We start from the raw sequence: 21,089 nt of genomic DNA on the forward strand, positions 1-21,089 counted from the left end.
CACCGGCATCGAGCAAGTCAATCAGGCCGTCACGCAGATGGATGAAGTGACCCAGCAGAATGCCGCCCTGGTCGAGGAAGCCTCGGCCGCGGCACAGTCGATGGCCCAACAGGCGCAGGCGTTGCGTCAAGCCGTGGCCGTTTTCAAGGTTGGTGAGGACCGCTCAATGGGCACATCCTTCGTCGCGACAGCGGGTCGGGAGCGGGTCCTGGATGCGGCGAAGAAGCCGGTGACGCTGTCGCCAACGCGTCACGCACAGCGTCCCTCGAAACAATCCGCAGCCACGAGGTCGTGCGACGTGCCAGCAGAGCCTGACTGGCAGACGGTCTGACGAGCGGGAAGGCTCGAAGCAGGGCCGGCCGTTCGCCGAGTTCGAGCCGCATGACCCGTGGATGACCGCAATGGCCGACAAGCTAAGGGCCAGACGATAGCGAGCGAATGACGGTTGGACTCTGAGAGCAGCCGTCGCACCTCCGACGACTTGACCGGCAGCAACGGGTCGGCTGGACTAAACCGCTCGCGCGGTAGGGGCTACGGTCCGACGCTGGAGGTCAGGGAGAGGCCGGTCACGCGGTTTTATGTTGGCGAATGAGGCAATCCGCCTCGTTCCTCAACAGGAGCCGAATCATGACCTCCTCACCAGCAAACGCCAGCCCGCTGCGCCAGCGCATGATCGACGACATGCGCATGCGCCAGCTTGCTCCCAAGACGCAGGACATCTATCTGCACATCGTGCGTGAGTTCGCCCGGTTTCTCGGACGCTCACCTGACACGGCCACCGTCGAGGACCTCGGCGCTACCAGCTCTATCTGGTCGACCATGGCATATCGGCCGTGTCGCTGAACCACGCGATCACCGGCCTCAGGTTCTTCTTTACCGTCACGCTCGACCGGCCCGAGCTGATGGTCAGGATGCAACCAGTTCGCGTGCCCCGCGTATTACCCGTCGTGCTCAGTCCTGGTGAAGTGCGACGACTCATCGAGGCGGCCGGCAACCTGAAGCACCAGACCGCGCTGTCGGTCGCGTACGGCGCGGGGCTACGCGCCAGCGAAGTGGTAGCACTGAAGGTCACCGACGTCGACAGCGAACGCATGACACTGCGTATCGAGCAGGGCAAGGGCCGCCGCGATCGCTATGCGATGCTCTCGCCGGTGCTGCTCGAGCGCCTGCGTGTGTGGTGGCACGTGGCGCGGGCGCAGGGCAAGATGCTCGATGGCGGGTGGCTGTTTCCTGGGCTCGATCCCGTCGACCCGCTCAGCACGCGGCAACTGAACCGCGCCATCCATGCCGCTGCCGAGGCCGCGCAGATCGACAAGCGCGTGTCCATGCACACGCTGCGGCATAGCTTCGCGACACATCTCCTCGAACAAAAGGTGGACATCCGCGTAATCCAGGTGCTGCTCGGCCATGCGAAGCTCGAGAACACCGCGCTCTATGTCCAGGTCGCTACCGACCTGCTGCACGAGGTCACCAGTCCGCTGGACCGTCTGCCTCCCGGGTAGGCCCGCGCGCTGTAGCGCCTCATGCTGGAGGTTGCGGACATCTTCCGCAGCCACGGGCCAGCGTGGCGAGCCACGGCACACCTGAGCCTGGGGCAGCTGAAGGTCATGTCGGCCATCGAACGGTGCCGCACGGCGGCACTGGGCGGACATCTGCTGCGCTGTTCAGGCTGCGCGAGGACAGAGGTGTCCTTCAACTCGTGCCGGAACCGGCATTGCCCGAAGTGCCAGGCCAGCGCCGCACACCGCTGGCTGGAGGCACGCCAGGCCGGTCTGCTACCCGTCGAATACTTCCACGTCGTCTTCACCCTGCCTGCACCCATCAGCGCAATCGCCTGGTACAACAAACGGATCATCTACGGCCTGCTACTCGACATCGCCGCCGACACGCTGCGTACCATCGCTGCGGATCCGAAGCATCTTGGGGCCCAGATCGGGGCCACGCTCGTACTGCACACCTGGGGCTCGGCGCTCACGCATCACCCGCATGTGCATGGCATCGTACCCGGCGGCGGACTCTCACCCGACGACGAGCGCTGGATCGCGTGCCGGCCCGGCTTCTTCCTGCCGGTGCGCGCCCTGTCGCGTCTGTTCCGACGTCGCTTCCTCGACGCGCTCGAAGTGGCCCACCGGCATGGCCAGCTGCAGTTCTTCGGCGAGTACACCGGGCTCGCGGATCCCGCTGCCTTTGCCCGGTGGCTGGCGCCGCTGCGTGCCTGCGAATGGGTGGTCTACGCCAAGCGCCCGTTTGCCGGGCCGAAGGCGGTGCTCGAGTACCTCTCACGCTACACGCACCGCGTTGCCATCTCCAACCAGCGCCTCGTCGCCTTCGATGAGCGCGGCGTGACGTTCCGCTGGAAGGACTACCGCGCGAAGGGACACACCCGCTACAAGACCATGACGCTGGAGGCCGGCGAATTCATACGCCGCTTCCTGCTCCATGTGCTGCCCGGTGGTTTCCATCGAATCCGTCACTACGGACTGCTCGCCAACCCGGTGCGCCGCGCCAGGCTCGCGAAGGTGCGCGATCTGCTGCATGTTGCACCCGAAATCAGCCCGTTAGCGGACGACAGCGTCATCGCAACCCGGCCCGTCTTCATCTGCCGGCACTGCGGCGCACCGATGATCGTCATCGACATCCTCGCGCGCAGCCCCGATCCGGGCACCACCGATGCGGCGGAGGCAGACATGAGCATCGCGGTTCTTCGATCCGCCTGTCGAACGTCGGCTCTGCGGCAACGCGGCCCACGAGCGAACGTTTGCGCGAGTCGCTTCTCCAAGCGCCTCCCAAGCCCGCGTCATCATCGCGATCGCACCTCAGCACCGCTTCGTCACCGCGTCAGTGCCCACCCGACATCCCGCCTGAACGCACCGCATCCGGCACCGCTGAGCATCCTGGCCTATCAATCGCCATAGCCGCGAAGACTTCAAGCGCTTCGGGGCACTCCGCGGTTTCCTCCATCGAGGCTTATTCGACGCCTGCCGACACGCGCGGAGGCACCGTCACATTCCTGTGACCGATGGCAGGCATCGAATAACCCTTAACGAACTCAGCCGGACGTGTGGGACCGGGTTCGGCCATGAACAGACACTGGGCGTCGGTTCGGCGCGGACATTCGAACGGCGGCACCGGCCCAAGTAACGGACACTTGCTACCGCTTCCCAAAAAATTACCTGATGATCAGCACAACCATCCCATGCGGTTATTGCGCCAGGCGCGCGGCGTCATGCCGAAACGCCCGACGAACCAGTTCGTGAACGTCCCGTGATGCGCATATCCCACAAGGCCCGACACTCGTCCGATCGGAAAGCACGAGTTGCTCATGAAGCGCACGGCGAGTTCGTACCGGACTGCTAACTCTCACTAGTCTTCCGTGGTGAGCGGGCGAAGCGGCAGCGAACATTCGCACGCGAAGAGTCGTCGGCCAAGATCTGCGGTAGACACTCGCTCGGCAACACAATGCCGGGTTCACAAATCGGCGCCACGAAATATCCGTAGAGCGTTACGACGGTCATCGTTGCATCGCCGCGCATTCGGACTGGTCGGGAACGATACGCCTGACGAGGCAAAAGCCGATTATGCGAAATTCAATGGGTCTGCCTCCGTAGCATGACTCGAGCAAAATAGTCCCCGGAACTCCCGAGGCGATTCAATCGCAAATTTGCACGTCGCCAAGCATGCGTTTTATGAATGCTCGCCCACGAAAAATGTCGTGCAAGCTCTCTGCACCGTACCGAATCCTGCTCGGCTATCCTCATTCCCGGTTCGTATCTCAAACTTAAAAAGGAGACAACAATGTTCGACCTTTCAGGAAAGGTGGCGGTCGTTACGGGTGGAGCGAGCGGCATTGGGCTCGGCATCGCTCGCGGCATGGTTGCGGCTGGTGCGCGTGTTGTGCTGATTGGTCGCGATCGATGGAAAGGCCGTGCTGCAATTGAATCGCTGTCAGGCGGTAGTGCAAACGGCCATTTCATTCAAGCCGACATCACGAATCAAGGTGAGTGCACTGAGGCGATCGAGCAGGCCGAGCAGCATTTCGGTTGTCTAAATATCCTTATAAACAACGCTGGCATGAATATCCGCAAGCAAGGGCACGAGCTAGGCTCCGAGGAATGGCACCAGATTGTCGATACGAACCTGAGCGGCGCGCATTTCTGCGCTCAGGCTATTCACGGTGCGTTCACGCGCGCAGGTGGCGGCAAGATTATCAATATCGGCTCGATGCTCTCCCTGTTCGGCACGACCTACGGTTCGGCCTATGCGGCCAGCAAGGGCGGAATCGTGCAGCTCGGCAAAGCGTGGGCTGTTGAATGGGCACCTCATAACATTCAGGTCAACACGTTGCTGCCTGGCTGGATCGAAAGCGATCTGACCGCCGAGGCGAAACGGCTTTTCCCTGACCTCGAAGCGGGCATCTTGAGCCGCACGCCTCAGGGGCGCTGGGGCAAGCCCGAGGACCTTGCCGGCATTGCCGTGGCGCTCTGTTCAAGCGAATGCGACTTCATGACTGGCGCGGTCATTCCGGTAGACGGTGGATATTCGGTTCAAGGTTAGCCGATTCTTTTTGACGCTGCCATATCAAATACAAAGGAGACACCCAGCATGTCCAGCGCTTATGCCGGGCCCGGAAAATATATCCAGCGCGCGGGTGAGATCTCGCGCCTTTCACAGCACGTTGCACCGTTGGGCCGCAACGTGCTCGTTCTGATCGATCCGTTTCTGTTCGAACGCTTCAGCAGTTCACTACAGCGCGATCTCGAAGATGCCAAGCTGTCGGTACATCTGGAGAAGTTCGGCGGCGAATGTACGCTGGCTGAAATCGCGCACGTGGCCGCAATCGCCAGAGGCAAGGAGAGCCAGATTCTCGTGGGCGGCGGCGGGGGAAAGACTGCAGACACCGTCAAGATTGCGGCATTCGAAGCCAACGCGCGGACCGTCATCGTTCCGACGATTGCGTCAACGGACGCACCGTGTAGCGCTGTCGCCGTCCGCTATACGTCTAAGGGCGTATACGAGGGGTCCGCGCGGCTGCCTCTAGTCGCGATCTGGTCGTAGTGGACACCAGCATTGTGGCGAGTGCGCCAGTACGCTTTCTCGTCGCAGGAATCGGCGATGCGCTATCGACTTGGTTCGAGGCACGTTCGAACCTGGAGTCGCGAACGAACAACTACGTCGCGGGACGGTTCCCTCCGACAGCTACTGGTATTGCCATTGCGCGAGCCTGCCACGATGTACTGATGCGAGACGGTCTGAAGGCAAAGCAGGCGGTCGAAGCCGTCTCTGTACCACGGCAGTCGAAAACGTCATCGAAGCTAATAGGCTGCTCAGCAGTATCGGCTTCGAGAACTGCGGATGCTCCGCAGCACACGGCGTGCATGGTGGACTGACTACCCTAAGCGAAACACACGGCATGCTGCACGGCGAGAACGTCGCGTTCGGGACGCTATGCCTGCTCATGCTAGAAAATCGCCCGATCCAACGCTCGCGACGGTTTGGCCCAACTCAGCCGGAGCCCAGATTTACGTGCACCTTGGTGATTTTTACGCAGGTATCCGCGTGACCTTTGCGTGCCGGTCAGCCACGGATGGCCCGCAGAAATTTATATGAGGTGCGGAGCGAAAGCGCAAACAGGCGGTGCGCAACAATGCAGCCACCGCCCATGTGATACCGGGCTACAACCCGCGAAAAGGTGCAAGCGTGGGGCGTTTCATCCTCATGAGATCTGTCACCTCAACTCGGTCGTCCACCGACAGGATTGGGATTGTCATCCATTTCCCGTCATGATAAGTCCGGGATTCGTCGTACTGTTTGACCAGCGGCGGACTCCAGAAGTAACGCCTTTCTTCAAACTTCTCTCGTTCGGCCCGGCCTAAGACAACCAATACGGACAACAGCCTGTATGCCGGAAACAGACTGCAAAACGCCCTGTTCTCCTTGTAGCGCAGTGCCCAACCACGCTTCTTGCCGCCATATATCCAATCCGGCGTGAAAACATTGGGGTAAAACTCGTCGATCCAGCTTCGCAGCTCGCCCCAATGCTCGAACGCCTCCGGACCCAACCAGTCGCGGAGAGTACGCTCATCCGGATGTGAGGATTTGTCAGAAATGCTGTCGCCTATCTCAGCGCTTCGTGCGGTTTTGCTTTCCATTCTTCATCTCCTCAGCTTATCCAGACATTTAACTTTCCATCAACTCACCGCCGTGCGTCGCCGTGCGAAGTCCGGAGCGACCCCAGCAAGAGCGTCAACGATGCAGCCAGCAGGACGAGGTCTTTAAGCAGGAACTGGCCGGGCAACGCAGAAATCGCAGGAAAGCCACCTGCAGTCGCTTCGGCGACGCCAGGGGTGCTCAACATGAAGGTAAGCGTGATCAGATAGGTAGCGGCCGACATCGCAGCGCCCAACGCAGAGAAAAAGGGCTGAATCGATCCGATAATTAGGGCGACTGCGGTCGACAGCTCTAGCAAACCAATCACATCACTTGCCCCTTGAACACCGAACGCAGAATTCAACCAGCCCATGATAGGACTATTCACGATAAACGGCGATATTCCAGTCGCTTCATAGTGGGTGAATTTCATTGCTCCGAACCACAGAAAGATTACGACAAGCGCCCACCTCAGCAACAAAAGACCAGTTCGAGACCCAACGCTCCGTTCTGCGATTTGAAAGCGAAACTGACTTGTACGAATGCTCATTTTGATTTCCCGATTCAGTATGTTGAAGGGTTTTTTACCGATTCACAGCTTTACTTTTCCGATAGCGGCTCCGGGACTAACTTCGACCGAAATAGTCCAGGAAACGTTAGACACAATGGAGATCCGACCCGACGCCACCCCTTATTTCCATCCAGCTCGCGACGCCTCGCTAGTCTCCAGGCAAAGGTTGGACAAGTGAGTTTCACTTGAACACCTTCCGGTACTGTATAAAGCCAGAGCGCTCTCCCACGGCGTCGTAGAGGAGCCTGCCTGGGTAGTTCGTTTCGTGAGTCAGCCAGTGCACCCGAGGAGCTTTTCGACGTTTCGCCGCCGCGTACACATGTTCGATCAGTGCGCGACCAATGCCACGCCCACGTGCGTCAGGTCCAACAAACAGGTCCTGCAGATAGCAGTAGTCGGCAGATGTCCAGGTCGACCTTTGGTAGACCGTGTGCGCGAAGCCGCAAGGGTGACCGCATGTCATGGCGAGCACCGCGTACATCGGTTCGTTGGGGTCGAGGAAGCGCTCCCAGGTGTTGCGCGTCACAGCATGCGGGATATCAACCTTGTAAAACTGCTGATAGCCTTCCCAAAGTGGCAGCCACATATCGAAATCGCTATTTTCGATGGCTTTGATCTCAACTGATTGCATAGAGTTCTCCCGAAGTCCTATGGCAGTAGAGCGATGAAGCGCAACTGTGACCAAACCACAGCATCAAGCAATGCGATCAACCACAATTAACTTCAGTCTCACGGGCAATTTCTTTCCTCCGGTCGCGAAGGCGTGATTCGATCGAACCGCAGGTTGACATTTAAAGTCTATTCCCCGGTTAAGCGCATACCGTACTTCCGACGGTACGTACTCTGTATCTCATCTTGACTGCGAGGAGGCTCGGCAAAGATGTGCGCAGGGGAGAGCAATGAAGACATCGAAGTAACATCAATCCTGATGACGTGTTCGACTGGATATTCAGGCCCGTTGCTTATACGAACCCAGTCCGCGATCATTGAGTATTCGTCACCGTCAGGCGGCACAATGAACGCCTTTCCTCTGAACCGGTAACCACGCCTCAGGAACACGTCGACTACGTTGATCTCGACGGCGGCGTTGGCATTCAAATTCCTCAACGTCCCGGGCGACGCGATATCGGCGAAGTAGAGCTTGCCATTCCTGACCGTTAAGGAGGCCTTTGGCGAAAGATTCGGCGTCCCATCCTCATTGACCGTCGCGACGAACGACAGTATTGCCCCTTTTATGATCGCTTCGGCGTCTGCGGTGATTTCAATCATGGATTCACTCGTCTGAAAGGACTTCCTGCGCATTAAGAAAAACTCTCCAGTGCCTCGCAGGATTCGTGTTTGTCGGAAAAATTCCCGCTATCTGAGCGGCGTGGTCAGCGCTTTGTCGTCCGTGTCGACGACAAACACGGCAAGCAATTTCGCGGGCTGCGTTTTGCTCGCGTTTCGGCTGATCGAATGGATAGCGCCGGGCGGTTCTGACCAGCTCTCACCCGCTCGATAGATGCGGGTTGGGCCGTCATTCACCTTGGACTCGACAGCGCCCTCGATCACGTACGCGTAAATGAATGCGGATTTCGCGTGGGTGTGAGGAACAGATGCCGCGCCGGGCGCGTACGTAACTTCCAGTACAATCAGCGATTTGCCGGGGACGTTGGGAATCGCTGCGTCGAAATTCTTCGTGACGGTTTGTCCGTCACCGTCGTGAGCTTCCGCGGAGTCGGCGGCCATCGCAGCTAGTGCAACGAAGCTGGCAATGATGATGTTCCGTATCTTCATGGTCTTTTCCTTCTGCGTGTCAGCGAGGCTATGCGGCTAACTGCCCGGCCTGATTCAGGCTGATGGCATCTCGAGGCCGCGCTGCACAGCAGGGCGTGCGAGACCGTGATCGAACCAACGCTGGACATGAGTGAAGCGATCGAAGCCGACAAGGTCGCGCGCCTCGTAAAAGCCAATCAAGTTACGAACCCACCCGAGCAGAGAAATGTCGGCAATACTGAAGTCATCGCCCATCACCCAGTTGCGTCCGGCAAGCCGAGTGTCGAGCACGCCGAGCAAACGCGCGGCTTCCGACGCATAGCGGTCGCGCGGGCGCTTGTCTTCGTAGGCTTTCCCGGCGAATTTGTTGAAAAAGCCGACCTGTCCAAACATGGGACCGACACCACCCATCTGCCACATCAGCCACTGGATCGTCTCAAAGCGAAGCGCTGGGTCCGTGGACAAGAACTGCCCCGTCTTGTCGGCAAGATAGAGCAGGATCGCACCTGATTCGAACAATGCGATCGGGCGGTTCCCGGGACCGTCTGGATCGAAGATCGCCGGAATCTTGCCGTTCGGGTTGAGAGAAACGAAAGCAGGTTCCTGGTTTTCCTTCGCCAGGATGTCGATACGATGGGCCTCGTACGCCAGGCCCGTCTCCTCCAGCATGATGCTGACCTTCACGCCGTTGGGAGTCGGCAGTGAAAAGAGCTGGAGCCGGTCGGGGTGTTGCGCTGGCCAGCGCGTGAAGACTGGATGCTGAAGGGTCATCTTTTTCCTTGATCGGGGACGGCCAGCCATTTAACGAAACTGGCTGACCGTCCCCGCGAATGGTGCCCCAAGAACGTCGCTCTCGGGTTACCAACGTCATGGGCGTCGCAGTCTCGAGCTCAGATCGAACCGGCCGGCGTGACAGCGGGGAAATCCATGTCAGGGTCGAACACGTTATTGAAGAAATTCGTCAGGGAATACATGGCCACCAGTGCGACGATTTCCATCACGTTTGCATCCGTGTAGCCCGCTTCGCGAACTGCGTTCAGGTCGGCGTCGCCCACCTTCCCACGGGTTTCGATGACCTTGCGCGCGAACTGGACAGCCGCATCGCGCTTCGGATCGGCGGCGTGGCCTTTGCGCGCGAGGATGATTTCTTCCGCCGGCAGTTTCGCCAGATGCTCAGCGGTGAAACTGTGGACCGTCAGGCAGTAGTTGCAACCGTTCACTTCGGAGACTGCCAGGCCGATGCTGTCGCGCGTCTTCACATCGAGCGCCTTGCTCAGGGAGCCGAGCAGGTAGGCCCAGGCGTTGAACGCGATCGGGCTTTGCGCGAACGCAGCCATCATGTTCGGCGTGAAGCCGATGTTCTTGGCGAAGCCATCGAGCGTTGCCTTCGATTCGGCGGGTACTTGTTCCGACGTAAGAATGGTGGTACGGGTCATGATAGGATCTCTGGTTAATTCGCACTACTTATCAAAAATGGTTCGTTCTTGAACCCTTCTCGAGGATTGCTTCGTGCCCGGGCGCGGGTCGAAGCGGTTCAGGACTTCAGTTGAGCATCATCTTGCCTACGACTACCCTTTTCGCGGCTGGCTGGACGTTATACGTAGTGAACACTCCAGCAACACGCTTAGACGAGGTCGAGCACTTCGTCCACGGGACGACGCGGCTTTTGCGCCCAGTTGCCTTGACGCTCGGCACCGACAGCGAGCAGAAGCGCGGGCACTTCGTCATCGGCCAAGCCGAATTCGCGATGAACCGCCTCAGCGTCGAAGCCGATCATCGGCGTGGACCCCATACCCAGCGAGCGGGCAGCGTAGATCATTGCCGACGCGCCGAACGTTGCCGTGCGTACGGCTTCGTCGCGACGACGCTGCGGATATGCCATATATAGTTCGCGTGCCGGGGTCTCCCACTCCGACACCATCGTCGCCGGCATGACGCCTGCTTCGACCAGCGGAGCCAGGCGATCCGGAATCACGCTAGTGTCGACCAACTGTCCGCAGATGATGAAGGTGACTGCCGCGTCAGCGACAGCCGGCTGGCTCCACGCAAGCGGAAAGAGCTTGGCCTTCGCTGCGGGCGTGCGCACCGCAATGAAGCGCCAGTTCTGCAGATGAAAGGACGTCGGTGCGCTGGTGGAGATCCGCACCAGCTCGCGGATCTGGTCGTCGCTCAACGTCGCCGACGGGTCGTAATACTTCGTGGCGCTACGGCTGACGATACAGTCGATGACTGCGTTGGTCATGGTCGTCCCGCTGTTCAGGGTGGTTTCGCTGTTCATGATGATTCCTTTGGGTGGAGGGACCTGCTGGGTACAGAAGCGCCTCTTACGAGATCGCGCGGCAAAAAATCACTTTCGTGTGCAGATTGCGGATCACCGTCGCCGCTTTCACCGTGACGTCGCAGTCTCTACTGCGTGTTTGCCGTCAAGTGGTGAGGTGTTTCAACTTTAAGGCCCCACGAGGGCTATTTCGAGAGCGAAAATGCTCAATAAAGTGTCCAAAAGGATCAAACTCCACAAGGGCTCATCGGTTCGCTCGATCTTGCGACGCCGCAGCGTTCATCGCGCCGGCGCGATTGAAGTCCCTTGTCCAGATTGCATCGAAGGACGTACGGACGAAGAGCGGCCGCTCCGCGTCGACCTCGCCGGATCGTGTCCGATGCTGGTTAGAACCGGGAGCGACAAACTTCGGGGTCTATCGCCCCTGACGTGCGAGACGACGCCATTCACCTGGTGTCATGCCCATCCTCTCTGTGAACAAACGCCGGAATGAAGATACAGATTGGTAGCCAACTGATTCGGCTACGGCCTCTGCGGTCATCGTCGGCTTCTTCAACTCGTTCGCAGCGTGGCTCATGCGGATATCGGTTAGCAAATCAACCGCTGAGCATCCGAGCGTTTCCTGGAAATGCCGCATGAACGTGGCGCGGGACATATTGCACAAGGCGGCCAGCTCGGGCAGGTTCCAGCCGCGAGCGGGATCGGAGAACATCGCCGAAATCGCGGGGGCCAACCGTGGGTGGCCAGCCAGCGCCAACAAGCCTGTTGGGGCCTGCTCGGATTTACTTGCCTCGCGCAGCACGATGGTGAACAGCGCCGAACTGAGCGAATTAAGGACGGCGTAGCCGCCCACTTTTTCTCCCGTAGACTCATCACGCATGAGCCTCACAAAATTGGCGAGAGGGTTCGAGAGGGACTCGGCACCCGACTCATCGTCGGTACTCGTAGTCCGCACCACCAGATTTGTCGGAAGGTAATTGCGAATCAGTCGGTCATGCGGCGGTTCAATAAAAAAACGACCGCATAACATATCGAGATGCTCGCCAACGCCGTCATTCTCGCTAAAGGTCCACCCAGTGAGACCCTGACGCTCGCGAGTAGGTCCGGGCTGAATTCCACTCCCGTCGTGCAGGATGTGCGCCGAGCCGTGGGGTAACAAGACAATATCTCCAGCGACCAGTTCCTTTGCCATCCCCGTCTCGGGATCCTCGATGACTGCCTTGCCCCTGAGCACGACGTGGTACGGGATTTCGTGGGTTGCCGCTTGATCCCACTCGACCCGCCACGGTGCTCCATAGGCGCAGCGGACTTCAGGCCGGCCAGTGACGGTGATCAATTGCAGCAGGTGACTTAACCAGTCGACGTGAGACATAGAATTCCGTAAGGCCTCGGCATGGGGAAATCAGGTGACGGCAAAACTCACAATTTCAGCGCCCGAAAATCTCGACGAGAAGGGATGCTCATTCCTCGCCAACTGCAGGACCGAATCTATCGGCCAGCGCTCATCCCGCCGTCGACATGCAGTACCTCGCCCGTGACGAACGACGCTGAATCAAGAAAGACAATCGCGTCCGCGATATCGCCCACCTCGCCCGTGAATCCGAGTGGAACCAACGCGGCGAGATCGTCATGGGCTTCTGGCTTGTGCATAGTCGACCTGATCAAACCCGGAGCCACCGCGTTCACCCGAATTCCCTTGCTTGCATACTCAATGGCGAGCGACTTCGTTGCGGCGTTGAGACCGCCCTTTGTCAATGCCGCTAGTGACGAAGAAACTCCGCTGTACGCGATGTCGGCGACGCTCGCAGTGACGCTCACTACGTGGCCGCGAGAATGCTTCTGCATCTCCGCAATCGCCAGTTGCGTGATATGAAAGAATCCCGCCATGTTCACATTCATCACCGCTGCGTAGTCCGCCGCGCTATGTTCTGTGAAAGGCTTGCCGATATATATGCCGGCGTTGTTCACAAGCGTGTCGATCCGTCCAAATCGCGCGACCCCTTCGGCGATGACTTGCTGCGCCACAGCAGGATCACCAATGTCGCCAGCTATCGTCAGAACGTCTTTGTCGACAGAGGGGTGTATCGAGCGGGACGTCGCGACGACCGCGTAATCGAGCTTGCGGAACGCCTGAACGATGGCGGCGCCAATTCCCTGCGATGCTCCGGTTACCACCACGACCTTTCGCAATGCGCTCATGATCCAGTGCCCCCTAACATGATGGTTCTTCAGAAAAACAACCTACTGCGGAAGCCAGAATCACCGTATGGCGGTTGACTGGTTTATGCGTTCGACTCACACGAGGGCGAAATATCGGGTCGCCACGGTGTATGGCCTTGCCGGACAGCGCACAGACCGCTTCCGCTGGTGCCGATCCAATAGTCCAGATCTGGCTCTCGTAACGTCCCATGCAGGGATCACTCCAGCGGACACTAATCGTCGTCGACGACAGTTTCTCCACAACGGAGACTTGCGAAGGCGTCGGCAGATTTGGCATGCGATATCCGCACGCTCAAACGTGGCTGCACGCGAGAGTGGTCAAAAGCGGCTCAATCGTGGCTATCAGAGAAGCCCGAAGTTGCGCGGATTGATCCTCATCGAGAAATGCAGTTGCCTGCAGCGGCAAATAGTGGATGGTGGTGAAGCCAATGCAAGCCAGTACGGCAGAAAGATAAGGCGTGAGGAAATCCGGCTGGTTGGCGCGTTCGCCAGTAAACACGCCGCCGGAGGCAATGCCGACGAATACCGGACGGTCCCGAAGCATTCCAACCTTGCCAGCGGGCGTCGACTGCATCGTGCGTCCGACGCGGATAAGCTGATCGATCCACGCTTTCAGGACGGACGGAACCGTCAGGTTATTCATCGGAGTACCGATGACGATCACATCGGAATCCTCGACCTCCTGAATGAGTTCCTCCGCGAAAAGTACAGCGCCAGCGGTCCTTCCTGCAGCAGCCAACGTCGCTGGCGTCGAGAGTATGTCGGCGTAGGCGGCTCCGAGATGAGGTATCGGCTCCAGCCCAAGGTCCCGGCGGCGAACCTCCACGCCCGGCAAGAGCGTTTGAATCTTTTCGACGATTCCCGCCGAGAGTTTTCGGCTATGCGATCCCAGTCTAGGGCTGCAGTCGATATGCAGAATATTCATACAATTTTCTCCAGCAGATTTTGCAGCAGCTTTGGTCGCGCGGTTGCTTGACCAGCAGACGAAATCGGGCGCGTGAAACATCGGGCACCGAGATCGAAGTGCGTCTTAAATGCCTGGTTAACGAAGGCTTTGTGCAGGCTGTTTCCATCTGTGCAACACTCTGCGCCCTTGCGGCTCCAGCACGGCATGAAAATGCCCCGCATTTGCAGCTCGCTCGCAGCTTCGACCGAATACGGAGAGAAAATCGGGTGCATGCTGCAAGAGCCACATTCCGTATTGACTTCGCGTTTGTAGCACTGTTGGTAGGGCAGATTCTGTACTATTCACGGTGCATAAAACAGTACCAAGATTGCGATTTTCGTGTGTACCAAGACTATGGCTTCAGGCTTGCAGATACAGCTCGACCGGACAGCAAAGCGGACCCTCACAGAGCAGATTTTTGAGAGCATTAGCAGAGCAATAGAGTCTGGGCTGCTCGAATCCGGTACACGGCTGCCATCGTGGAAAGACCTTGCGTCACAGCTCGGGGTCGCGCGCGGGACCGTTAAGGCTGCCTATGAGCTTTTGAGTGATTCACAGCTGATAGAAACGTTTGGAGCGGGGGGAACGCGGGTGGCTCCGCGGCTTCGCGTCGCCACTACTCAACGAAAGGCGGCGCGGCTCGGTTCGTTTATGAAATCATATGAGGAGATGATGGCCGGGCCAGCGATTTTCCAGCTCGGTATTCCCGCGTTTGAAGGGCTACCGGAGAAGCTCTTTTCGCGGGCTCGCTCTTCCAACCTGCTAAAAACAGCAGGCCTGTCGTCGCTGCTCTATCCTGATCCGAGAGGCGAATTCGACCTGCGCAGAGAGATCGCAGGCAATCTCTCCATCGCGCGAAACTTCCACTGTCATCCTGAGCAGGTTTTCGTGACGTCTGGATACAGCGCTGGCTTAGGCTTGACACTTCGGGTGCTCGGTTTGGAAGGCCAGAAGGTCTGGCTGGAGGAGCCCGGTTTCATGCTTACCCGTAAGGGGCTGGAACTGGCTCGCTTGAATATCGTGCCGATCCCGGTAGACGCGGACGGTATCAACGTCGACTACGCCATCAAGACAGCGCCGGACGCCGCGTTAGCGGTCTTAACTCCTGGTCAGCAGGCGCCTCTAGGCTCGACCTTGTCTTTGAGACGGCGCCTTCAAGTGCTTGACTGGGCGGCTTCAAACGACGCGTGGGTCATTGAAGATGACTACCTTGGAGAACTGCAGTTGGCAGGCAGGCCGGCGCCAGCCATGGCATCTCTCGGCGAAGGCAAGAACGTCATCCACATCGGCTCCTTCAGCAAAACTGTTAGTCCTGCTTTGCGGCTTGGCTTCGTTGTTGTCCCTGCCGAACTCGCCAATGCGTTTGCGGAGATCGCCGCGACACTCGTCCCCGCGCCGTCACCGGTCATTCAAGTCGCCACGGCTGAGTTTATGCGGGAGGGCCACTATACTCGGCGTGTGCGTCGGCTCAAGCGTCTATATTCCTCGCAGCGCGACGCGCTGATAGCGGAGTTGTGTAGCCGAAACGCGCAATGGGTAAGTGCTGGCCTCGCCGTGCTTCTTCGCCTCCCAGAGGGCGCCCCCGATGTGCGAATCGTTCGCGAGGCAATGACTGCAGGCATCGCGCCATCACCTTTGTCCGCGTGGTTCGCAAATCCATCGTGGACGGTGCCAGGCCTTTTGCTCGGGGTTGCGACCGCGCCCGAACAACACCTTGCCAAATCGTGCCAACGATTGTTCGAGATCATTGAAGGGTACTGCTGACTAAATGGGTCACCCGGCGTTGCCTGATTAGCATAAGTGCAGTTTCGTCGAAAAGCGCAGCTATATGGCTGCTAACTGTTAGCAACGGGGAGGCGCTTTTCCGGCAAGATCGCCGTAGCCATACCACCGTGGGTGGCCATTCTCGAACGTACTTCAGGCTAACTGATCTTACCCACGAACCGCGGACACCTTGAGTTGCTACGGTCTATCGTTTTGCACGAGGCGACAGACCGATCGATATGCTCGCCGAGCGCGACCAAGTACCCAAGTCAATCGCGGAAATGATGAAGAGCTGGGACGTCGACGATGGGACGGTGGGCATGCTGACCGATGCGGCGCTGCTGCTAATGGCACGCTAAGGCCGGCCGCAGCAACAAGTTTAGGAAAAGCGCGCCGGACAGGCGCGTTCTTTTGACCGCTTCCGCTCGATTCCACGAGGCGACCGCTTCAGCGTTCCGCAGCCACGGCGGAGTCGGGGGGCCGGCGGAAGCTGATGGCAAGCCGGTTGTAGGCATTCATCAGGCTGATGGCCATCGTAAGGTCCGCTAGCTCCTTCTCGCTGAACGTCGTCGCGGCAAGCTGGAAGTCCTCGTCGGGTACATGGGTGTCGGCCACGCGGGTGACCGACTCCGCCCACGCCAGAGCGGCGCGCTCGCGATCGCTGAACAACGCACCCGCTTCATGCCAGGCTTGCACAAGCGCCAGTTTCGCGGGCGTGACGCCCTTCTTGATCAGGTCGCGGGTATGCATGTCGAGGCAAAAGGCGCACCCGTTGATCTGGCTGACGCGCAGATAGACCAGTTCGACGAGGACGTCTTCCAGGCCCGACTGCCTGACATAGCCATATACCCCCCCAAATGCCTTCACGCCGCCCGGCGATGCCTTGGCGTAGTCCAATCTCATTTCAAGCTCCTTACTGGTCGTTGGTTGTCAGTGCTGTGTCGTTCGAATCGACGACAAACACGGCCAGCAGTTTTGCCGGCGTGGTCTTGCTCGCATTGCGGCTGACCGGATGGCGCGAGCCGGGCTCCTCGAAGAACGCCTCCCCGGCCTTGTAGACGCGTTCCGGCTCATCGTTCACCTTGCTGGCGACGCTGCCTGAGACCACGTACGCATAGATGAACGCCGACTTCGCGTGGGTGTGAGGCAACGAAGCGCCCCCGGGCGGGTAAGTGACTTCCACGGCGATCACCGATTTGCCCGGAATGTTTGGAATTGCGTGGGAGAAGTTCGGCTTGACGATATCGCCAGCGCCATGGTCAGCGGCGCCGTGCGCCGCGGCAACCCCGGACATGGCCAGGCTGCCAGCGGCAACAACAGAAAGTAAGGTTCGTGAAATTATCATGATCAGCTCCTTGGTGGCTAGAATCATGCATCGGCTATGGTCCACGAAAAAGAACCAAGAACGCGAAAACTTGATGCACCACCCACCATGACAAATATTCTGGATCTGAAGCTCGACCGCGGTTCCAAGACAGCACTTGCGGAACAGATACGCCTGGCGATTACTGGCGTCATCGAGAGTGGTGTACTGGCCCCGGGCGCCAGGCTGCCGTCGTGGGTGGATCTTGCCGCGCAGCTTGGTGTGGCGCGCGGCACCGTCAAGACCGCCTATGAGAGGCTGACCGATGCGCAGTTGATTGTCTCGTCGCGCGCGGGCGGGACCAGGGTCTCCGAGCACATACCCACCGTGAGCCCCATCGCGGAACGGGCGCGATCGATAGAGACGGATTTGCAGTCGGCGCTATACCAGCACTTCCTGCCCGGCCCTGCAGTGTTCCAGATGGGCGTGCCGGCATCGGACTGTTTTCCAAACACGTTGTTTGCACGTCTGCGCGCCCGGGCGGCACGCGATGAAGTTGAAGCGCCCGCATCCTACCCGGACCCGCGCGGCGAACATGAATTCCGCCGGGAAATCGCCGCGCATTTGGCCTTGTCACGCGGCATTGAGTGCCAGCCCTCGCAGATCTACATCACGGCAGGATTCTCGGGGGCGCTCGGTATCGCGCTACTCGTGCTTCAGGCCCAAGGCCGCAAGGCATGGGTCGAGAATCCCGGATATTTGCTGAGTCGCAAGGCCCTGGAAATTGGCCAGATCACGACGGTTCCGATTCCCGTCGACGAAGAAGGCATTGACGTCGGCTTCGGCGAAACGCATGCGCCGGATGCCGCGTTGGCGCTGGTCACCGCGGGGCAACAGGCGCCGTTGGGTCCGACCTTGTCGCTCGCGCGCCGGCGGCAACTACTGGAGTGGGCGGCCCGGGCGCAGGCATGGATTATCGAAGACGACTATCTGGGCGAGCTGCAGCTGAAACGCCGCGCGGCGCCAGCGCTGGCGTCGCAGGATCGAGCGGGGCGTATCATTCACATCGGGACGTTCAGCAAGACCATCAGCCCGACGCTGCGACTGGGATTTGTGGTGGTGCCCCCCGCCCTGGTACCCCGCTTCGATGAAGCGGCAGCGTGCCTGTCTTCCGCACCGGGGCCGGCAGTACAGATGGCAATGGCCGAGTTCATGCGTGACGGGCATTACATGCGGCACTTGCGTCGCATGAAACGCATCTACGCGGGCCGCAGCCAGGCACTGATGACCGCGCTCGAGTCCAGGGGATTCGACGCCTATCCGGCTGGTCTGGCAGTGGTGGTTCGGCTCGCCGATGGCGCCGACGACAAGCGGATCGCACGGGAGTCCTATGCCTACGGGATCGCGCCCGCGCCGCTATCGATCTGGTACTGCTCCGAGTCCACGCAGCGCTCGGGGCTGCTGCTTGGCGTTGCGCCGGCGATCGAACAACAGATTCCAGCGGCCTGCGATCGCTTGCATCAGCTGATCCGCAAGCTGAGCTGATGCGAATGCGCCGGCAGGTCGTGGGCCAGCTGGTACACCATTTCTTCCGGTTTTTGGTACTTTTTTAACGACCAGTGAACGGACACGATGCCGTTCACTGGCTGGCGCGTCACGTTGCGCTGAGCCATATCGTTAAGTCACCGCTGCACTGCGTCGCCACGCAGTCTTAGGAGGAATCGTGAAGATTTTCGTTGCAGGCGCCGCCGGCGCAGTTGGACTGCCGCTGGTGCGGGTGCTCTGCGCGCAGGGTCATGAGGTAACGGGGATGACTCGCGCCGGCGCGGGGGCCGACAGGCTTCGCGAGCTTGGCGCCCGCGTGACCCTGGCGGACGCCTTTCATGCGGAGTCCGTGAAGGATGCCATCGCGAAGGCGGCGCCAATCTACTGTCCGCTGCCAAGGCGCTGGGCGTCAAACGCTATGTCTTGCAATCACGTGGCTTCTAACTCGAAGCCCCGCAGGGCTCGCTGGCCGACGAGACAGCCGCGCTCCGCTACGACGCGCCCGGCGAGATTGGTGATAGTGCGCGGGTCATTGGTGCCTACGAAAATCGCGTCACGGGCTCGATCGCGCTGGAAGGCGTGGTCCTGCGCTACGGCTTCTTCTACGGTCCCGGTACCTGGTACAGGCTCGACGGCACCATTGCGGAGCAGGCGCGAAAAGGCGGGATGGCGATCATCGGCGACGGCAACGCGGTCTGGTCGTTCGTCCACCTCGACGATGCCGTGGCGGCAACAGTAGCGTCACTGACGGCCGAAGCCGGCGTATATAACGTGGTCGATGACGATCCGCTTCCGGTCGCCACGTGGATGCCTGCATTCGCTCGCTGGGTCGATGCGCCCGGCCCCGCCCGCGTAAGCGTCGCAGTTGCCCGCGAGGCCGCTGGCGAAGAAGCGGTGTACTACCACACCCACCTGAGTGGTGCCTCGAATCGCGCAGCGAAGGAAAAACTCGGTTTCGCGCCGCGGCCGTTGCTCTGGAAGGATGCCTGAACCGATGCTCCACCCCGAACTGTCCAAATCGTTGGAGGCGGTCCGCTGGCATATGGACAAGGACATCCCCTGGATACCTTCGACGCCAGCCTGCTCACTGACGACCAGGCGAAGACCATCCGCATGAATGCCATCACCGAATGGTCGGCCCTGCCCGCCACGGAGATGTTCCTGCTCGACAACCGCCATTTCGGCGTTCATGAGCATCTGGCTTCGAGGAACAGAAGCACTCGCTGGTGCTGATGGAGTACCTGCGCTGTTTCCGCCCGGACCTGGTGCCGACCGAGGAAGAGCTGCACGCCGTGCGCTTCGAGTTCGGCCCGGCCCCGCCGCTGGAAACGCTGATGCTGCATTTCTGCGGCGAGATCCGCCTGAACCACTGGTATCGCCGTGGGGCCGAATGGCACTCGGAACCGGTGATCAAGCATATCTACCGCACGCTGTCGCAGAGCGAAGCACGCCACTGCGGCGCCTACCGGCGCTGCATGAAGAAGTACACGGGCCAGTTCGGCGACACGGCGCGCGCCGCATTCACCAAGATCGGCGTGCTGATGGCCTCGGCCCGCCGCACGGAAAAGCCGCTGCGCCCGACCAAGCTGCACGTGAACAAGGCATTGTTCCCGAACGACACCGTGCAGTGCCGCCTGCCCGATCCGGACTGGCTCGAGCACTGGCTCGACGAGCAGATCCGCTTCGACGAGGTCTGGGAAAAGAAGGAACAACATGTCGCTGCTGTTCGAGCGCACGTTCGACACCGTGCAGGACCTGAACCGCTACCGCAAGGTGCTAAGGATAAGCAACCAGGATTGCGAACTGAGGCAGCGAACCGGTTGGAATGTGAAGACCGTGTTAACGCACTCAGGGATCGAGCGGCTGCTCTGCGGCAGCTTCGGCCATCGGGCCTTGATAAAGCCGACGGCTCCGAAGGGTCGGCTACGGAAGTTCGAGACCGAAGCGTCGGAGGGACCGGACATCCGACTTCGAATTTCCAGGTTCGGCCAGTCCCCGTCACTCGGCATTGCAGCAACTCCGCCGTTCGAACGCCCCTTCCCCCTGGGAAGCGGTCGTTGCGCTAACACCGGTCAGCAGAAGCAGGTCCGGGCGACGGGCTCCCCCGGAAGCAGGGTGTCTGTCAAGTGGCCCGGTCGCGATACCCACTCGACGTCAGATACGCAGTGCAGAGGAGCGCATGAATACTCAATCAGCCGGAGGCGACGAGTTGCTGATAGCGCGACACCGCGTCTCCGCGGTATCGGCAATCTCATGCGCAGCGCATTCGCGCTCCGCAATGCCGTCGCGTGTCCCGAAACACGCCAAACACCGCAATCGCCGCGATGCGTAGCAAGGAAATCGCAAGGGGGATCCCGAGCCTCTGATGAACGGTGATTCGTCTCGCACATTAAATCCTGGTGTTCTGCCAGGGGCACTTCCGACCATACGTACTTTCCCGGACGTCCCGAAAGGTTCTTGCCAATTTAACTAGATCTCTAATATAGTTGAGCAACACCTGTTGATGAAGGCGACCTGTCGCCGGGAGACATTCCATGCTGACCCACCAAGAAAACGAATT

23 protein-coding genes and 5 pseudogenes are annotated in these 21,089 nt (G+C 59.8%); 12 read left to right on the forward strand and 16 right to left on the reverse strand.

The genetic code is table 11. The features are described from left to right. The 6 genes and pseudogenes from AB4Y43_RS38200 to AB4Y43_RS38225 all read left to right on the forward strand — a co-directional run. Positions 1 to 331, forward strand: a pseudogene (locus AB4Y43_RS38200) (chemotaxis protein); the annotation flags it as partial. 296 nt (positions 332 to 627) lie between these two features. Continuing rightward, positions 628 to 1,502: pseudogene (locus AB4Y43_RS38205) on the forward strand (site-specific integrase). A 21-nt stretch (positions 1,503 to 1,523) separates the two neighbouring features. Next, entirely contained in the window at positions 1,524 to 2,915 is a 1,392-nt protein-coding gene (locus AB4Y43_RS38210) for an IS91 family transposase (RefSeq protein WP_368730113.1), read from the forward strand. 880 nt (positions 2,916 to 3,795) lie between these two features. Beyond that, positions 3,796 to 4,554, forward strand: coding sequence for an SDR family NAD(P)-dependent oxidoreductase (locus tag AB4Y43_RS38215; RefSeq protein ID WP_368730114.1), 759 nt, complete (start codon positions 3,796 to 3,798; stop codon positions 4,552 to 4,554). 48 nt (positions 4,555 to 4,602) lie between these two features. Beyond that, positions 4,603 to 5,055, forward strand: a complete 453-nt coding sequence (locus AB4Y43_RS38220; protein WP_368730115.1) for an iron-containing alcohol dehydrogenase — start codon at positions 4,603 to 4,605, stop codon at positions 5,053 to 5,055. 14 nt (positions 5,056 to 5,069) lie between these two features. Continuing rightward, a complete protein-coding gene (locus tag AB4Y43_RS38225; protein WP_368730121.1) occupies positions 5,070 to 5,387 on the forward strand; it encodes a hypothetical protein in 318 nt (105 codons plus the stop codon). A gap of 285 nt (positions 5,388 to 5,672) precedes the next feature. Here AB4Y43_RS38225 and AB4Y43_RS38230 read toward each other — a convergent pair whose 3' ends face one another. The 13 genes from AB4Y43_RS38230 to AB4Y43_RS38290 all read right to left on the reverse strand — a co-directional run bounded on the left by AB4Y43_RS38230 (position 5,673) and on the right by AB4Y43_RS38290 (position 14,150). Continuing rightward, entirely contained in the window at positions 5,673 to 6,149 is a 477-nt protein-coding gene (locus AB4Y43_RS38230) for a DUF3788 domain-containing protein (RefSeq protein WP_368730116.1), read from the reverse strand. A gap of 44 nt (positions 6,150 to 6,193) precedes the next feature. Continuing rightward, a complete protein-coding gene (locus AB4Y43_RS38235) occupies positions 6,194 to 6,697 on the reverse strand; it encodes a DUF417 family protein (protein ID WP_342949714.1) in 504 nt (167 codons plus the stop codon). Positions 6,698 to 6,899: 202 nt separating this feature from the next. Next, positions 6,900 to 7,349 (reverse strand): GNAT family N-acetyltransferase, encoded by a 450-nt coding sequence (locus AB4Y43_RS38240; protein WP_368691653.1) that lies wholly within the window; start codon positions 7,347 to 7,349, stop codon positions 6,900 to 6,902. A gap of 167 nt (positions 7,350 to 7,516) precedes the next feature. Beyond that, a complete protein-coding gene (locus tag AB4Y43_RS38245) occupies positions 7,517 to 7,987 on the reverse strand; it encodes a pyridoxamine 5'-phosphate oxidase family protein (protein ID WP_368691652.1) in 471 nt (156 codons plus the stop codon). An 87-nt stretch (positions 7,988 to 8,074) separates the two neighbouring features. Then, positions 8,075 to 8,494, reverse strand: a complete 420-nt coding sequence (locus tag AB4Y43_RS38250; protein ID WP_342923973.1) for a cupin domain-containing protein — start codon at positions 8,492 to 8,494, stop codon at positions 8,075 to 8,077. 54 nt (positions 8,495 to 8,548) lie between these two features. Continuing rightward, positions 8,549 to 9,244 (reverse strand): glutathione S-transferase C-terminal domain-containing protein, encoded by a 696-nt coding sequence (locus tag AB4Y43_RS38255; protein ID WP_368730117.1) that lies wholly within the window; start codon positions 9,242 to 9,244, stop codon positions 8,549 to 8,551. Positions 9,245 to 9,363: 119 nt separating this feature from the next. Next, on the reverse strand, positions 9,364 to 9,909 hold the full coding sequence (locus AB4Y43_RS38260; protein ID WP_368730118.1) for a carboxymuconolactone decarboxylase family protein: 546 nt from the start codon (positions 9,907 to 9,909) through the stop codon (positions 9,364 to 9,366). A gap of 188 nt (positions 9,910 to 10,097) precedes the next feature. Beyond that, positions 10,098 to 10,715, reverse strand: a complete 618-nt coding sequence (locus AB4Y43_RS38265; protein WP_342949797.1) for a nitroreductase family protein — start codon at positions 10,713 to 10,715, stop codon at positions 10,098 to 10,100. A 451-nt stretch (positions 10,716 to 11,166) separates the two neighbouring features. Next, entirely contained in the window at positions 11,167 to 12,123 is a 957-nt protein-coding gene (locus AB4Y43_RS38270; protein WP_342949711.1) for an AraC family transcriptional regulator, read from the reverse strand. A gap of 116 nt (positions 12,124 to 12,239) precedes the next feature. Further along, on the reverse strand, positions 12,240 to 12,950 hold the full coding sequence (locus AB4Y43_RS38275; protein ID WP_368730119.1) for an SDR family NAD(P)-dependent oxidoreductase: 711 nt from the start codon (positions 12,948 to 12,950) through the stop codon (positions 12,240 to 12,242). A gap of 13 nt (positions 12,951 to 12,963) precedes the next feature. After that, on the reverse strand, positions 12,964 to 13,248 hold the full coding sequence (locus AB4Y43_RS38280) for a DUF3331 domain-containing protein (RefSeq protein ID WP_342923969.1): 285 nt from the start codon (positions 13,246 to 13,248) through the stop codon (positions 12,964 to 12,966). 15 nt (positions 13,249 to 13,263) lie between these two features. Then, positions 13,264 to 13,896, reverse strand: a complete 633-nt coding sequence (locus AB4Y43_RS38285; RefSeq protein ID WP_342923968.1) for an NAD(P)H-dependent oxidoreductase — start codon at positions 13,894 to 13,896, stop codon at positions 13,264 to 13,266. Next, a complete protein-coding gene (locus tag AB4Y43_RS38290; RefSeq protein WP_342923967.1) occupies positions 13,893 to 14,150 on the reverse strand; it encodes a hypothetical protein in 258 nt (85 codons plus the stop codon). The genes AB4Y43_RS38285 and AB4Y43_RS38290 overlap by 4 nt, the downstream gene beginning before the upstream one ends. 121 nt (positions 14,151 to 14,271) lie before the next feature. Here AB4Y43_RS38290 and AB4Y43_RS38295 point away from each other — a divergent pair. Beyond that, positions 14,272 to 14,451: pseudogene (locus AB4Y43_RS38295) on the forward strand (GntR family transcriptional regulator); the annotation flags it as partial. Positions 14,452 to 14,568: 117 nt separating this feature from the next. Continuing rightward, the gene (locus AB4Y43_RS38300; RefSeq protein ID WP_368730122.1) at positions 14,569 to 15,681 is read left to right on the forward strand and encodes a PLP-dependent aminotransferase family protein; all 1,113 of its coding nucleotides are present in this window, start codon (positions 14,569 to 14,571) and stop codon (positions 15,679 to 15,681) included. A gap of 447 nt (positions 15,682 to 16,128) precedes the next feature. Here AB4Y43_RS38300 and AB4Y43_RS38305 read toward each other — a convergent pair whose 3' ends face one another. Together AB4Y43_RS38305 and AB4Y43_RS38310 are read right to left on the reverse strand one after the other, a co-directional pair. Continuing rightward, complete coding sequence (locus AB4Y43_RS38305) at positions 16,129 to 16,584, reverse strand: carboxymuconolactone decarboxylase family protein (protein ID WP_069268533.1); 456 nt, start codon at positions 16,582 to 16,584, stop codon at positions 16,129 to 16,131. A gap of 10 nt (positions 16,585 to 16,594) precedes the next feature. Continuing rightward, entirely contained in the window at positions 16,595 to 17,053 is a 459-nt protein-coding gene (locus AB4Y43_RS38310; protein WP_342949708.1) for a cupin domain-containing protein, read from the reverse strand. A 60-nt stretch (positions 17,054 to 17,113) separates the two neighbouring features. On the opposite strand from AB4Y43_RS38310, the gene AB4Y43_RS38315 reads away from it, so the two are divergent. Next, positions 17,114 to 18,529 carry a PLP-dependent aminotransferase family protein gene (locus AB4Y43_RS38315; protein ID WP_342949707.1) on the forward strand — a complete coding sequence of 472 codons (1,416 nt, stop codon included), beginning with the start codon at positions 17,114 to 17,116 and terminating at the stop codon, positions 18,527 to 18,529. On the opposite strand, the gene AB4Y43_RS38320 is transcribed toward AB4Y43_RS38315, so the two are convergent. Continuing rightward, on the reverse strand, positions 18,505 to 18,657 hold the full coding sequence (locus tag AB4Y43_RS38320; protein ID WP_342949706.1) for a hypothetical protein: 153 nt from the start codon (positions 18,655 to 18,657) through the stop codon (positions 18,505 to 18,507). The two genes, AB4Y43_RS38315 and AB4Y43_RS38320, sit on opposite strands and share 25 nt — an antisense overlap. A gap of 50 nt (positions 18,658 to 18,707) precedes the next feature. Between AB4Y43_RS38320 and AB4Y43_RS38325 the strand changes: the two are divergent. The 3 genes and pseudogenes from AB4Y43_RS38325 to AB4Y43_RS38335 form a co-directional block, all read left to right on the forward strand. After that, positions 18,708 to 18,911 (forward strand): annotated as a pseudogene (locus AB4Y43_RS38325) (NAD(P)H-binding protein); the annotation flags it as partial. Between the two features lie 197 nt (positions 18,912 to 19,108). Continuing rightward, on the forward strand, positions 19,109 to 19,519 hold the full coding sequence (locus AB4Y43_RS38330) for an NAD-dependent epimerase/dehydratase family protein (protein ID WP_368730120.1): 411 nt from the start codon (positions 19,109 to 19,111) through the stop codon (positions 19,517 to 19,519). 4 nt (positions 19,520 to 19,523) lie between these two features. Continuing rightward, positions 19,524 to 20,308, forward strand: a pseudogene (locus AB4Y43_RS38335) (ferritin-like domain-containing protein); the annotation flags it as partial. Between the last annotated feature and the right edge of the window lie 781 nt (positions 20,309 to 21,089).

This window comes from Paraburkholderia sp. BR10872, from assembly GCF_040965835.1.
In the GTDB taxonomy this organism is placed as follows: Bacteria; Pseudomonadota; Gammaproteobacteria; order Burkholderiales; family Burkholderiaceae; genus Paraburkholderia; species Paraburkholderia nodosa_A.

Coding starts and splice junctions, on each gene's coding strand:
- AB4Y43_RS38210 (WP_368730113.1), top strand. CDS start 1,524: ATGCTGGAGGTTGCGGACATCTTCCGCAGCCACGGGCCAGCGTGGCGA.
- AB4Y43_RS38280 (WP_342923969.1), bottom strand. CDS start 13,248: ATGCCAAATCTGCCGACGCCTTCGCAAGTCTCCGTTGTGGAGAAACTG.
- AB4Y43_RS38250 (WP_342923973.1), bottom strand. CDS start 8,494: ATGAAGATACGGAACATCATCATTGCCAGCTTCGTTGCACTAGCTGCG.
- AB4Y43_RS38285 (WP_342923968.1), bottom strand. CDS start 13,896: ATGAATATTCTGCATATCGACTGCAGCCCTAGACTGGGATCGCATAGC.
- AB4Y43_RS38235 (WP_342949714.1), bottom strand. CDS start 6,697: ATGAGCATTCGTACAAGTCAGTTTCGCTTTCAAATCGCAGAACGGAGC.
- AB4Y43_RS38315 (WP_342949707.1), top strand. CDS start 17,114: ATGACAAATATTCTGGATCTGAAGCTCGACCGCGGTTCCAAGACAGCA.
- AB4Y43_RS38310 (WP_342949708.1), bottom strand. CDS start 17,053: ATGATTCTAGCCACCAAGGAGCTGATCATGATAATTTCACGAACCTTA.
- AB4Y43_RS38215 (WP_368730114.1), top strand. CDS start 3,796: ATGTTCGACCTTTCAGGAAAGGTGGCGGTCGTTACGGGTGGAGCGAGC.
- AB4Y43_RS38265 (WP_342949797.1), bottom strand. CDS start 10,715: ATGACCAACGCAGTCATCGACTGTATCGTCAGCCGTAGCGCCACGAAG.
- AB4Y43_RS38300 (WP_368730122.1), top strand. CDS start 14,569: ATGAAATCATATGAGGAGATGATGGCCGGGCCAGCGATTTTCCAGCTC.
- AB4Y43_RS38230 (WP_368730116.1), bottom strand. CDS start 6,149: ATGGAAAGCAAAACCGCACGAAGCGCTGAGATAGGCGACAGCATTTCT.
- AB4Y43_RS38220 (WP_368730115.1), top strand. CDS start 4,603: ATGTCCAGCGCTTATGCCGGGCCCGGAAAATATATCCAGCGCGCGGGT.
- AB4Y43_RS38245 (WP_368691652.1), bottom strand. CDS start 7,987: ATGATTGAAATCACCGCAGACGCCGAAGCGATCATAAAAGGGGCAATA.
- AB4Y43_RS38275 (WP_368730119.1), bottom strand. CDS start 12,950: ATGAGCGCATTGCGAAAGGTCGTGGTGGTAACCGGAGCATCGCAGGGA.
- AB4Y43_RS38320 (WP_342949706.1), bottom strand. CDS start 18,657: ATGGCTCAGCGCAACGTGACGCGCCAGCCAGTGAACGGCATCGTGTCC.
- AB4Y43_RS38255 (WP_368730117.1), bottom strand. CDS start 9,244: ATGACCCTTCAGCATCCAGTCTTCACGCGCTGGCCAGCGCAACACCCC.
- AB4Y43_RS38305 (WP_069268533.1), bottom strand. CDS start 16,584: ATGAGATTGGACTACGCCAAGGCATCGCCGGGCGGCGTGAAGGCATTT.
- AB4Y43_RS38270 (WP_342949711.1), bottom strand. CDS start 12,123: ATGTCTCACGTCGACTGGTTAAGTCACCTGCTGCAATTGATCACCGTC.
- AB4Y43_RS38240 (WP_368691653.1), bottom strand. CDS start 7,349: ATGCAATCAGTTGAGATCAAAGCCATCGAAAATAGCGATTTCGATATG.
- AB4Y43_RS38260 (WP_368730118.1), bottom strand. CDS start 9,909: ATGACCCGTACCACCATTCTTACGTCGGAACAAGTACCCGCCGAATCG.
- AB4Y43_RS38290 (WP_342923967.1), bottom strand. CDS start 14,150: ATGCACCCGATTTTCTCTCCGTATTCGGTCGAAGCTGCGAGCGAGCTG.